11 protein-coding genes are annotated in these 12,860 nt (G+C 53.4%); 7 read left to right on the top strand and 4 right to left on the bottom strand.

Going from position 1 to position 12,860, the window contains the following annotated elements:
* Nucleotides 1-18: 18 nt before the first annotated feature.
* From cpdA to parE, 3 genes are all read left to right on the top strand, one after another.
* Complete coding sequence (gene cpdA / locus HGO41_RS16100; RefSeq protein WP_013573966.1) at nucleotides 19-849, top strand: 3',5'-cyclic-AMP phosphodiesterase; 831 nt, start codon at nucleotides 19-21, stop codon at nucleotides 847-849.
* Complete coding sequence (gene yqiA / locus HGO41_RS16095) at nucleotides 846-1,427, top strand: esterase YqiA (protein WP_013573967.1); 582 nt, start codon at nucleotides 846-848, stop codon at nucleotides 1,425-1,427. Before cpdA ends, yqiA begins: the two co-directional genes overlap by 4 nt.
* A 116-nt stretch (nucleotides 1,428-1,543) precedes the next feature.
* Nucleotides 1,544-3,439: a DNA topoisomerase IV subunit B gene (gene parE, locus HGO41_RS16090; protein ID WP_013573968.1), complete on the top strand. Its 1,896-nt coding sequence runs from the start codon at nucleotides 1,544-1,546 to the stop codon at nucleotides 3,437-3,439.
* A gap of 83 nt (nucleotides 3,440-3,522) precedes the next feature.
* Here parE and HGO41_RS16085 read toward each other — a convergent pair whose 3' ends face one another.
* Both HGO41_RS16085 and HGO41_RS16080 read right to left on the bottom strand, forming a co-directional pair.
* Complete coding sequence (locus HGO41_RS16085) at nucleotides 3,523-3,828, bottom strand: putative quinol monooxygenase (RefSeq protein WP_013573969.1); 306 nt, start codon at nucleotides 3,826-3,828, stop codon at nucleotides 3,523-3,525.
* A 30-nt stretch (nucleotides 3,829-3,858) separates the two neighbouring features.
* On the bottom strand, nucleotides 3,859-4,446 hold the full coding sequence (locus HGO41_RS16080; protein WP_013573970.1) for an NAD(P)H-dependent oxidoreductase: 588 nt from the start codon (nucleotides 4,444-4,446) through the stop codon (nucleotides 3,859-3,861).
* A 332-nt stretch (nucleotides 4,447-4,778) separates the two neighbouring features.
* Between HGO41_RS16080 and parC the strand changes: the two genes are divergently transcribed.
* The 3 genes from parC (at nucleotide 4,779) to ftsP (ending at nucleotide 9,557) form a co-directional block, all read left to right on the top strand.
* A complete protein-coding gene (parC, locus tag HGO41_RS16075) occupies nucleotides 4,779-7,052 on the top strand; it encodes a DNA topoisomerase IV subunit A (protein WP_037034166.1) in 2,274 nt (757 codons plus the stop codon).
* A gap of 217 nt (nucleotides 7,053-7,269) precedes the next feature.
* Complete coding sequence (locus HGO41_RS16070) at nucleotides 7,270-8,007, top strand: 1-acylglycerol-3-phosphate O-acyltransferase (protein WP_013573972.1); 738 nt, start codon at nucleotides 7,270-7,272, stop codon at nucleotides 8,005-8,007.
* A gap of 134 nt (nucleotides 8,008-8,141) precedes the next feature.
* Complete coding sequence (gene ftsP / locus HGO41_RS16065) at nucleotides 8,142-9,557, top strand: cell division protein FtsP (protein ID WP_013573973.1); 1,416 nt, start codon at nucleotides 8,142-8,144, stop codon at nucleotides 9,555-9,557.
* Between the two features lie 66 nt (nucleotides 9,558-9,623).
* Here the strand turns inward: ftsP and dkgA are convergent, their stop codons facing one another.
* Complete coding sequence (dkgA, locus tag HGO41_RS16060) at nucleotides 9,624-10,448, bottom strand: 2,5-didehydrogluconate reductase DkgA (RefSeq protein WP_013573974.1); 825 nt, start codon at nucleotides 10,446-10,448, stop codon at nucleotides 9,624-9,626.
* Between the two features lie 126 nt (nucleotides 10,449-10,574).
* Nucleotides 10,575-11,615 (bottom strand): NADPH-dependent aldehyde reductase Ahr, encoded by a 1,041-nt coding sequence (ahr, locus tag HGO41_RS16055; RefSeq protein WP_013573975.1) that lies wholly within the window; start codon nucleotides 11,613-11,615, stop codon nucleotides 10,575-10,577.
* A 305-nt stretch (nucleotides 11,616-11,920) separates the two neighbouring features.
* On the opposite strand from ahr, the gene HGO41_RS16050 reads away from it, so the two are divergent.
* Nucleotides 11,921-12,856 carry an AraC family transcriptional regulator gene (locus tag HGO41_RS16050; protein ID WP_013573976.1) on the top strand — a complete coding sequence of 312 codons (936 nt, stop codon included), beginning with the start codon at nucleotides 11,921-11,923 and terminating at the stop codon, nucleotides 12,854-12,856.
* Nucleotides 12,857-12,860: the final 4 nt, after the last annotated feature.

The raw sequence follows: 12,860 nt of genomic DNA, 5'->3' as shown, positions 1-12,860 counted from the left end.
AACAACAAAGGAAACGATTTGGAAAGCCTGTTTACACTGCCTTTGGTGAATGGGGCCAAAGTCAGGATTCTACAGATTACTGATACCCATCTTTTTGCCGGTGAAGATGAAACGTTGTTAGGCGTGAATACGTTTAACAGCTATCGCGCGGTGCTGGACGCCATCAAAGCGCAGCAGCGTGAAGTCGATATTATCGCGGCAACAGGTGACCTGGCACAGGATCAGTCGGTGGAAGCCTACCATCAGTTTGCCCGCGGCATCAGCGAGCTGACAGCGCCCTGCGTCTGGCTGCCGGGCAATCATGATTTCCAGCCTGCCATGGTCAATGCCTTGCAGGATGCGGGGATCAGTCCTTCTAAACACGTTCTGCTCGGCGAGCACTGGCAAATTATCCTGCTTGATACGCAGGTGTTCGGTGTGCCGCATGGCGAGCTGAGTGAATATCAGCTGGAATGGATGGAACGTTGTCTGAATGCGTACCCCGATCGTTTCACTCTGCTGATGTTACATCATCATCCGCTGCCTTCTGGCTGCACATGGCTCGATCAGCACAGCCTGCGCAATGCGCATATGCTGGCGAACACCCTGGTAAATTACCCGAAAGTGAATACGCTTTTGTGCGGACATATTCATCAGGAGCTGGATCTCGACTGGTATGGCCGCCGTCTTTACGCCACGCCGTCAACCTGCGTACAGTTCAAACCGCATTGCACCAATTTCACGATTGATACCGTTGCGCCGGGCTGGCGCTACCTTGATTTGTATCCGGATGGCCGTGTGGAGACTGAAGTCTTCCGTCTGGAAACCAATGAGTTTCATCCTGACACGGAGTCGGACGGCTACGAATGAACACCTTACTTTACCTGCACGGATTCAACAGTTCTCCCAACTCGGCGAAAGCCACGGCGTTAAAAAACTGGCTGGCGGTTAATCATCCCCATATCGATATGGTTATCCCGCAATTACCGCCTTATCCGGCCGAGGCTGCCGAAGAACTCGAGAGTCTGGTGATCAGCAATGCAGGTAAAAAACTGGGGATTGTCGGCTCCTCGCTGGGCGGCTATTACGCTACCTGGTTGTCACAATGTTTTGCCGTGCCGGCTGTGGTGGTGAACCCCGCCGTGAAGCCGTATGAGCTGCTGATCGACTTCCTGGGACAAAACGAGAACCCCTACACCGGCCAGCAATATGTGTTAGAGTCACGCCACGTTTACGATCTGAAAGTCATGCAGGTCGAACCGCTGGAGTCGCCGGATTTACTCTGGTTACTGCAACAAACGGGCGATGAAATTCTCGATTACCGTCAGGCTGTGGCGTACTACACCACCTGTCGCCAGACGGTCGAACCCGAGGGGAATCATGCATTTGTCGGCTTTGAACGCTATTTTTCGCCGATTGTAGATTTCCTGGAACTGGCCGCAGACTAACATCGTCAGGGTGACTTTTTCCCCCGGATTTATAGCGTCTGCTTGCTGCCAGAGCTTCCACCCGCCCACATACTGTATCGTTAGCCCACAAACCTATGAGCCACGAATAATCAACGATGAGCCAATCAACTTATAACGCGGATTCCATAGAGGTCCTTAGCGGACTCGAACCGGTGCGCCGCCGTCCGGGCATGTACACCGATACAACCCGGCCAAACCATCTCGGCCAGGAAGTTATTGATAACAGCGTGGATGAAGCATTAGCTGGCCACGCCAAACGCATCGAAGTGATCCTTCACGAAGACCAGTCTCTCGAAGTCATTGATGACGGTCGCGGCATGCCGGTGGATATCCACGCGGAAGAAGGCGTTCCGGCGGTCGAACTGATCTTCTGCCGTCTGCACGCGGGCGGTAAATTCTCCAACAAAAATTACCAGTTCTCCGGCGGCCTGCATGGCGTGGGGATTTCGGTGGTTAACGCCTTATCAAAACGCGTCGAAGTGGCGGTAAAACGCGGTGGCGAAGTGTATGAAATGGCGTTTGAAAATGGCGATAAAGTGCAGGATCTGCACGTTACCGGTACCTGCGGCAAACGCAACACCGGAACCAGCGTTCATTTCTGGCCTGACGGCAGCTTTTTCGACAGCCCGCGTTTTTCGGTCAGCCGCCTCAGCCATTTGCTGAAAGCGAAGGCCGTACTGTGTCCTGGCGTAGAAATCCTGTTCAAAGACAAAGTGAATAACACCGAGCAACGCTGGTGTTATGACGATGGTCTGACTGATTACCTGATGGAAGCGGTCAACGGCCTGATTACTCTGCCTGAAAAAGCGTTCGTCGGTAATTTTGCCGGTGATACAGAAGCTGTCGACTGGGCGCTGTTATGGCTGCCGGAAGGCGGTGAATTGCTGACCGAAAGCTACGTCAACCTGATCCCAACCATGCAGGGCGGTACACATGTTAACGGTCTGCGCCAGGGTCTGCTCGATGCCATGCGTGAGTTCTGCGAATACCGCAATATTCTGCCACGCGGCGTCAAGCTTTCTGCAGAAGATATCTGGGAACGTTGTGCGTATGTGCTGTCGGTAAAAATGCAGGATCCGCAATTTGCCGGCCAGACCAAAGAACGTCTGTCTTCGCGTCAGTGCGCGGCCTTCGTTTCCGGTGTGGTGAAAGATGCCTTCAGCCTGTGGCTGAACCAGAACGTTCAGGCGGCAGAACAGCTGGCGGAACTGTGCATTTCCAGTGCCCAGCGCCGTCTGCGTGCCGCAAAAAAAGTTGTGCGTAAGAAACTGACCAGCGGCCCTGCGCTGCCGGGCAAACTGGCTGACTGCACGTCACAAGATCTGAACATGACAGAATTGTTCCTGGTGGAAGGGGATTCCGCAGGCGGTTCTGCCAAACAGGCGCGTGATCGTGAATATCAGGCGATCATGCCGCTCAAAGGTAAGATCCTCAACACGTGGGAAGTCTCTTCTGATGAAGTGCTGGCCTCGCAGGAAGTGCACGATATTTCTGTGGCGATCGGTATCGATCCGGACAGTGAAGATCTGACGCAACTGCGTTACGGCAAAATCTGTATCCTGGCGGATGCGGACTCCGACGGCTTACACATCGCCACCTTGTTGTGCGCGCTGTTTGTCCGTCACTTCCGCTCCCTGGTGCGTGGCGGTCATGTGTATGTGGCAATGCCGCCTTTATACCGTATCGATCTGGGCAAAGAAGTGTTCTATGCGCTGGATGAGCAGGAAAAAGAAGGCGTGCTGGAGCAACTGAAACGTAAGAAAGGCAAGCCGAACGTGCAGCGTTTTAAAGGTCTGGGTGAAATGAACCCGCTGCAACTGCGCGAAACCACGCTCGATCCGAACACCCGGCGTCTGGTGCAACTGACCATCGATGAGGACGATATCGACCAGACGCTGCGCATGATGGATATGCTGCTGGCGAAGAAACGGTCTGAAGATCGCCGTAACTGGTTGCAGGAAAAAGGCGATACCGCCGAACTTGACGTCTGATCCTTTCGCCGTCGCCATAAAAAAATGCCGGACGCTTTGCAGCGCCGGCATTTTTGTTTCCGAATTTAGCGATGTTCAGAAAATCAGACTTTCTCAATAATGTGGATCACCACATCCAGCACGTCGGCTTTGATGTTTTCACGGTGCTTATCCATGTGCTCAGCCTGCTGATGCGCTTCGAGGTGCGCCAGGCTTTCCCAGTCTTCCAGCATGAAAATGGAATCAGGTACTGTTTTACGCCAGGGGATCTGGCCGTTGAAATCAACATATGGCTCATAACGATGACAGCCTTTCTCTGCCAGAACGCTGGGCAGCAGTGCTGTGATTTTTTCTATAACCGAATCGCGACGGCCTGGTTTTACTTTGATTTCAGCAATAACAGTGATCATAAAAACCTCTTTCCCGGGTGACCTTCAACCTTAGGCCTGACCGAATACATTTTCAAGGTGAGCACGATAGCGTGCGAAATCGCCTTCCACATCAGGTTGTTTGATCACGTCGTTACACATAAAGGTTGGCAATGTATCAAGGCCGATAAACTGGTTGGCTTTGTGCTGTGCCATGTATACGCCGTCAACGCCCACGCCGTGGAAGAACTGTTCTTTATCTTCGAACGCTTCCAGCGGCGCGTTCCAGGTCACAGACAGCATGTAGCATTTGCCGTGCAACAGGCCGCCCGAACCGTATTTTTTCGATTCATCAGAACGGGTACGGCCATCGCTGGCGTACAGTTTACCGTGGCCTTCTGTGAACACTTCATCGATGTATTTTTTCAGTGTCCATGGCATCCCCATCCACCAGCCCGGCTGCTGATAAATGATGGCGTCCGCCCACAGATAGCTTTCAATTTCGGTCTGCACGTCGTAACCGTCTTCCAGAACAGTCACGCGCACGTCGTGGCCTTTGTCACGCAGAAAGCCGGTGGCGACGTCGGTCAGGCTGTTGTTCAGCGCGCCTTTGGAATGGGCAAAGGTCTTACCGGCGTTGATTATCAGGATGTTGCTCATGGTTTTTTCCTTATCGGGAATGCTTAAATTCTGGTGGTCAGGCTGTTACCACGTAGTGTACTGAACTCTGCATGGCAGAAAAATGTGATATTGCGCACAAGACTATTGACTCAGATGCAATAATTGAAGAAAGAGCGCGGCAATTTAACCAGTTTGTTGTGCAAAAACTGTTTAAAAATAAGGCATGAACACAGCAACTGTGACAGTCATACGGCAGATGATGTACTATCGCGAACATCATTGCCTCGCGGCAGCGGACATCGCGCGCCTGCGGGTGCAAGCTTCCTTAATTTCCAAAACGATAACGCCACGGGTCTGAGGATTAAACATCAATGAGCGAAATGACTCATGACGGAACAGAACGTTTAGCTCTGCACACGTTTACTGAGAACGCCTATCTCAACTATTCCATGTACGTCATCATGGACCGCGCGCTGCCGTTTATCGGTGACGGGCTCAAGCCGGTGCAGCGTCGTATTATTTACGCGATGTCCGAGCTGGGCCTGAGTAATAACGCCAAATTCAAAAAATCCGCGCGTACCGTCGGTGACGTGCTGGGTAAATATCATCCGCATGGCGACAGCGCCTGCTACGAAGCCATGGTGCTGATGGCGCAGCCATTCTCTTACCGCTATCCGCTGGTTGACGGGCAGGGAAACTGGGGCGCGCCGGATGACCCGAAATCCTTCGCCGCGATGCGTTATACCGAATCGCGCCTGTCAAAATATGCCGAAGTTCTGTTACGTGAATTAGGTCAGGGCACGGTTGATTATGTGCCGAACTTTGACGGCACCATGCAGGAGCCGAAAATGCTGCCTGCGCGTCTGCCGAATATTCTGCTTAACGGTACGACCGGCATCGCGGTCGGGATGGCGACCGATATTCCGCCGCACAACATCCGTGAAGTGGCTGCCGCTGCGGTGGCATTACTTGAGAAACCGAACAGCTCGCTCGAAGATCTGCTGGAATTCGTTCAGGGGCCTGATTTCCCGACAGAAGCTGAAATCATTACGCCGCGCAATGAAATTCGCAAAATGTACGAGTCGGGTAAAGGCTCGGTGCGCATGCGTGCGGTCTGGCACAAAGAAGACGGCAGTGCGGTGATCACTGCGCTACCGCATCAGGTTTCCGGCGCGAAAGTGCTGGAGCAAATTGCCAGCCAGATGCGTGCCAAAAAGCTGCCTATGGTTGAAGACCTGCGTGATGAATCAGATCATGAGAACCCGACCCGCCTGGTCGTCGTGCCGCGCTCCAACCGTATCGATCTGGATCAGGTGATGAATCACCTGTTTGCGACTACCGATCTGGAACGCAGCTACCGCATTAACATGAACATGATCGGTCTTGATCATCGTCCGCAGGTCAAAGGGCTGCTTGAGATCCTGACGGAGTGGCTGGCTTACCGCCGCGATACCGTACGCCGTCGTCTGAACTTCCGCCTTGATAAAGTGCTGAAACGCCTGCATATCCTCGAAGGTTTGCTGACCGCGTTCCTTAATATCGATGAAGTGATCCACATCATCCGTACGGAAGATGAGCCGAAACCGGTACTGATGCAGCGTTTCGAACTGTCAGATACGCAAGCTGAAGCTATCCTTGAGTTGAAATTGCGCCATTTGGCGAAACTCGAAGAAACTAAAATCCGTGGTGAGCAGGATGAACTGGCGAAAGAGCGCGATCAGTTGCAGGCGTTGCTGGCGTCAGAACGTAAACTCAGCACGCTGATCCGCAAAGAGATTCAGGCGGATGCCGAAGCCTTTGGTGACGAGCGACGTTCGCCGATCACTGAGCGTGAAGAAGCCAGGGCGATGAGCGAGCACGATTTTATTCCGTCTGAGCCGGTGACCATCGTGTTGTCAGAATCAGGCTGGGTGCGCAGCGCCAAAGGCCACGACATCGATGCTTCCGGCCTGAGTTACAAAGCCGGTGACAGTTTCCGCGCTGCGGCCAAAGGCAAGAGCAATCAGCCCGTGGTGTTTATGGACTCCACCGGCCGCAGTTATGCGCTCGATCCGACCACGCTGCCTTCTGCGCGCGGCCAGGGTGAACCGCTGACCGGTAAACTGACACCACCGCCAGGCGCAACCATCGAGCACGTACTGATGGCGGCGGACGACCAGAAACTGCTGATGGCATCGGATGCCGGTTATGGCTTCGTTTGTACTTTCAACGATTTAGTGGCCCGTAACCGTGCCGGTAAAGCGATGATTACCTTGCCGGATAACGCCAAAGCCTTCACGCCAATGGAACTTCATGGCAGTGACGATATGCTGTTGTCGATTACTGCAGCGGGACGTATGTTGCTGTTCCCGGTGGCGGATCTGCCACAGTTGTCGAAAGGCAAGGGTAACAAAATTGTTTCAATTCCGGCAGCGCAGGCGGCCAGTGGCGAAGATAAACTGGCGTGGTTGCTGGTTCTGCCACCGCAAACGTCGATCACGCTGCATGTCGGTAAACGTAAGCTGGTTCTCCGTCCGGAAGACCTGCAGAAATTCCGTGCCGAACGTGGCCGCAAAGGAACGCTTCTGCCGCGCGGGCTGCAACGTATCGATCGTGTTGAAGTCGATTCACCTGTTCGCATCAGCGGCGGTGACAGCGAAGAATAAGACCGCTGTTAATCGGCAAAAGTCAGGGCACATTTGTGCCCTGAAATCTTTCGATGGAATTCAGTGGTCTGAGACTGTCGCGCAGTGCAAAGATTTTACATTTGTATTAATAAAACCGTTGTGCCGTGTTGAATGAGGCTTGAGAATAGTTCACCGCACAGGGAGCGAAACTGCACAGGTTTCTTACCGGCTTCGGCTGTAGTTTTAAGAGGATGTTATGTTATTTATTTTGCGTCTGATTATCGTGGTGATTTACTCGATTCTGGTCAGTGTCTTTGGTTGCATCTACTGTCTTTTCAGTCCGCGGAACCCGAAACATGTGTCGACTTTCGGTAAGCTGTTTGGTCGTCTGGCACCGGTATTTGGTCTTCGTGTTGAAAAACGTATTCCTGCAGAAGCAGTGAATAACGGCAACTGTATTTATATTGCCAACCATCAAAACAATTACGACATGGTGACGGCTTCGTCCGTCGTCATGCCCGGTACGGTGACCGTCGGCAAAAAAAGCCTGGCCTGGATCCCGTTCTTTGGTCAGCTTTACTGGCTGACGGGCAACCTGCTGATTGACCGTGATAACCGCGCCAAAGCGCACGGTACTATTTCTCAGGTGGTGGCCCAGATTAAGAAAAAGAATCTGTCGATCTGGATGTTCCCCGAAGGGACGCGCAGCCGTGGTCGTGGTCTGATGCCATTCAAAACCGGCGCTTTCCATGCGGCGATTGCTGCCGGCGTGCCGATTGTGCCGATTTGTGTATCGAACACCAGCAACAAGGTGAAATTAAACCGCTGGTCTAACGGGCTGGTGATTGTCGAAATTTTGCCACCGATCGACACCAGTGGTTACACCAAAGAACGCCTGCGTGAATTGTCCGAGCATTGCCGTCAGATCATGGCGGACAAAATCGCCGAACTGGATGCCGAAGTGGCACAGCGCGAAGCCGCCGCAAAAAAATAATACTATTTATAAATCCACTAAATAATTCGAGTTGCCAACGCACCTGCAGCCTGAAGTATGACGGGGATTCTTCCCGCTGCCATTGATGGCGGCGGCGTTCAATACAGTTTATGGTTCGTTTTCATGGAGAAGATATGTCACTCAGTCGTCGCTCGTTCCTGCAAGCCTCCGGCGTGGCTCTTGCCGCAGGTGCTCTGCCTTTAAAAGCAGAAGCGAGTGGTTCGCAACCGGCATTACCTGTTCCCCCGTTGCTTGAATCGCGCCGCGGGCAACCGCTGTTTCTGACGTTGCAGGCCGCGCACTGGTCATTCCTGGGGGGCGCAAAGGCACCGGTCTGGGGCATTAATGGCATGTACCTCGGCCCGACCGTCAAAGTGCACAGCGGCGATGACGTCAAACTTATTTACAGCAACCGTCTGGCTGAACCGGTTTCTATGACCGTCAGCGGCCTGCTTGAACCAGGAACGTTAACCGGTGGCGCAGCACGTCTGATGCAGCCAGGCGTGGACTGGTCTCCGGTATTGCCTATTCGTCAGGCGGCGGCCACCTGCTGGTATCACGCCAATACCCCCAACCGCATGGCGCCACACGTTTATAACGGGCTGGCGGGGATGTGGATTGTTGAGGATGAAGTCAGTAAGAATCTGCCGTTACCGAATCACTACGGCGTGGATGATTTCCCGATTATCATTCAGGACAAGCGTCTGGATGGGTTCGGTGTGCCGCAATATGACACGCCAGCGTCAGGCGGGTTCTTCGGTGACACCATGCTGGTAAACGGTGTGCAAAGTCCTTATGTCGAGGTTTCGCGAGGCTGGGTGCGTCTGCGCCTGCTGAATGCATCGAATGCCCGCCGTTACGAACTGAGCATGACTGATAACCGCGCGTTTCACGTCGTGGCTTCCGATCTTGGTTTTCTGCCTGCGCCAATGACCGTTAAACGTCTGTCGCTCGGACCGGGAGAACGCCGCGAAGTGCTGGTGGATATGTCGCAGGGCGAAGAAGTGTCGATTACTGCCGGTGAAGCCGCAGGCGTGATGGACAGACTGCGTGGCCTGTTTGAACCCTCGAGCATTCTGGTGTCGACGATCGTGTTGACGCTGAAACCGACCGGCTTGTTGCCGCTGGTGACGGATAATCTGCCGATGCGTTTGCTGGCCGATCAGATCCTCTCCGGTAACGTTGTCCGCACCCGTGATTTGCGTCTCGGTGACAGTGAGCCGGGAATCAACGGCGCGATGTGGGATATCAACCGTATCGACCTGACTGCGCAACAGGGCACATGGGAACGCTGGACCGTTCATGCGGACATGCCGCAGACATTCCATGCAGAAGGCGTGTCCTTCCTGGTGAAAAGCGTCAACGGTGCGGCACCGCTGGTGGAAGATGCCGGATTCAAAGACACGGTCTGGGTGGATGGCGATGTCGAATTACTGGTGTATTTCAATCAGCCTTCCTATGAGCATTTCCCGTTTGTCTACCGCAGCGGAGCGCTGGAACTGGCTGACCGTGGCTCAGCGGGAAATATGCTGGTTCAGCCGTCGATGTAACGTTGTTCTGCTACATAAAAAAACCCGCCATGGCGGGTTTTTGCGTTATGACATTGACTGAATGGCTTACAGGCCTTTTTCCGGATCCGGCCCCAGACGGTGCTCTTTATCCAGCTTGGTGACTTCCGCCAGTTCTTCCTTCTCCAGTTTAAAGTCAAACACGTCGAAGTTTTCACGGATACGTTTAGGTGTCACCGATTTCGGGATAACAATCAGTCCGTTATCCAGATGCCAGCGGATGACAATCTGCGCAGGTGTTTTGTCATATTTTTCTGCCAGTTTCTGGATCAGCGGCTGATCAAATACCCCTTCGCCGCCCTGCGCCAGCGGGCTCCAGGATTCAGTGGCGATGGTGTGGGTGGCATTCCAGGTGTGCAACTGGCGCTGTTGCATCAGCGGGTGTAACTCAATCTGATTCACAGCAGGGAAAATACCGGTTTCGTCTTTCAGCTTCTGTAAGTGTTGCAGCGGGAAATTACACACGCCGACACTTTTCGCCAACCCTTGCTCTTTGAGTTTCAGCAGGGCTTTCCAGGCATCGACATAATGCCCCTGGGCCGGTTGTGGCCAGTGGATCAGGTACAAGTCGACATAATCAGTTTTCAGCTTTTTAAGGCTGGTTTCCAGCGCCTGTGGCGCGTTTAGCTGATCGTCATTCCACAGCTTAGTGGTAATAAACAGCTCTTCACGCGGAACCAGGTTAGCAGCAATTGCTTCGCCGACGCCTTCCTCATTTTTGTAGATGGCGGCGGTATCGATGTGGCGATAGCCGGTTTCAATCGCCGTTTTCACCGCACTGGTGGCTTCCTGATTACTGGCTTTCCATACGCCAAGTCCTAACTGAGGCATCAGATTGCCATCGTGAAGTTTGATGATGGGTTGCGTTGCCATGAGTTTCTCCTTTCAGGGCAGAGTGCCCGCCGGAATGCACGGGCACCGTGTAGGGATTGACGTTAAGTCTAGTTAACGAAACGGCATCTTGCTGAGCAGGCTACTTATTTTAAGTGTAAAAAATACCTAAGCATGCATATCCAGTACCACGCGGTAGCGCGCTTTCCCTTCATGCAGATGCTCCACCGCGTCATTGATTTTACTCAGCGGGAAGTGCTCAACCTGCGGGGTAATGCCATGACGGGCGCAGAACGCCAGCATGTCGGCAAGACGGGAAGGGGCACCGGTCGGTGAACCGGAAATTTCTGCCTGTTTGCTGATAAGCGCCATCACATGCAGCGGTACGGCTTCGGGCACCACACCCACAAAGTGCAGACGGCCTTTGGGTGCCAGCGCGCCGAGAATGGCGTCCCAGTCCAGCGAGGCATTGGCTGTCACCATAATAAAGTCCAGCTGACCGGCGATTTTCTTCAGTTCTTCGCTGTCTCGGGTGGCGATAACGCGGTGCGCGCCAAGTGAAATCGCTTCGTCACGTTTAGCCAGTGATGACGTAAAGGCGGTGACTTCGCAGCCCCATGCATTCAGGAAGCGCAGCGCCATATGACCTAAACCGCCGATGCCAATCACACCGACGCGGTGAGTTGGCAGTACGCCAAACTGCAGCAGCGGGTTGAAGACGGTGATACCGCCACAGAACAGCGGACCGGCGCTGGTGATATCCACGCCTTCCGGCAGCGGGATCGCCCACGCCCAGTGGCTGCGGATGCGGTCAGCGAAGCCGCCGTGATGGCCGATGATGGTGGCTTCCACGTCATGACAAAGGTGCTGATCGCCGGACATACAAGGATGGCAATGCATGCAACTGCCACGATTCCAGCCCACGCCGACAATCTGGCCGACTTTCAGTCCTTTGTTCTGCGCATGATTACCTATTTTGACGATTTTACCGACCACTTCATGGCCTGGTACGAACGGATACTGCGTGATACCCCAGTCGTTATTGAGCATAGACAGATCTGAATGACAGACGCCGCAGTAATCAATCGCGACTTCAATTTCTTCATCGCCAATCGGACCTGCGTCGAAAGCAAATGCTTCCAGTGGCTGGTTCGGGCCGGCAGCGGCCCAGGCGTTAAAGGTGTTTTCAGCAGCAACAGGTGCAGACATACAATCCTCCGAACTTTCGGGTTAGACAAATAATGAATTGAAATAAGAAGTTATCAGAAAAATGAATCGGCGAACGAAGGTCGCTCACGATCAGCGAATGAAAAGTGCGTTCATACAGACTAGCAGTTCATCGCGTTTATGCAGGTGTGTCCCCCTGCGGAAGGCGACATTAACTGTAAGAGAAAATGCGCAACAGGATGATGCCCATTTCTGCGAGAGTCTTGCCTGATTCTGCTTCTCTCTGTAGGAACGTAGGGTGTTATGGCAAAATCAATGTCAGTTTAATGAATGTGTGGAGCGGAATGATGGAAAACGTGAACAGCCTGTGCACCCGCATGGCAGCCAGAGTCGCCCGGCTCAGCGGAGATAAAAACCTGACGCCGTCGGCGGTACCGCAGGTGACGCTGATGTACACCACGCGTTACCATCCGCGCCAGCCGGTTTTGTACAATCCCGGCATCGTGATCCTTTTTCAGGGACGCAAAGTCGGTTATCTGGGCAAGAAAACCTTTTCCTACGATCCGCACAATTATCTGATGCTGACCGTGCCGTTGCCTTTCGAATGTGAAACGTTCAGCAGCCCCGAAGAGCCGCTGGCCGGTATCCAGATCAGTATTGATAACCTGATGTTGCAGGATTTACTGATGGATATGGGCGACGAAAGCGTGGTGCGTCAGAAAGAACCTTCAACCGGTATCAACTCCGGCGTGCTGGATGGCGATATTCTGTGTGCCACCGAGCGTCTGCTGGATGTGATGGATAAACCGCTGCATGCCCGCATTCTTGGGCCGAAGATTATCCGCGAAATCCTGTTCTTTGTTCTGACCAGCGAAAATGGCGGGGCGTTACAGGCGCTGGTCAACCGTCATACCCATTTCAGCCAGATTGCTAAATCCCTGCGCCGGATTGAAGCGCAGTACGCCGACAATCTTAGTGTGGAAGCGCTGGCCAGCGAAGTGAACATGAGTATTTCTGCGTTTCACCATAACTTCAAAGCCGTGACCAGCACGTCGCCGCTGCAGTATCTGAAAACCTATCGTCTGCACCGTGCGCGTACGCTGATGATTTTTGATGGTGTGAAAGCCAGTGTGGCGGCACTGCAGGTCGGGTATGAAAGCGCGTCACAATTCAGTCGTGAATTTAAGCGCTATTTTGGCGTCACGCCGAGTGATGAGATGGCACGTCTGCGCGAAGGGAGTTCCGGTGTGCTGGCGTTAGCCGATGTGGCATTTAAAGCCTGAACCG

It is taken from the genome of Rahnella sp. CG8 (genome assembly GCF_023701875.1).
Taxonomy (GTDB): Bacteria; Pseudomonadota; Gammaproteobacteria; order Enterobacterales; family Enterobacteriaceae; genus Rahnella; species Rahnella aceris.
The sequence above is the reverse complement of the archived record's forward strand: the minus strand, read 5'-3'. Positions and strand labels throughout refer to the sequence as shown.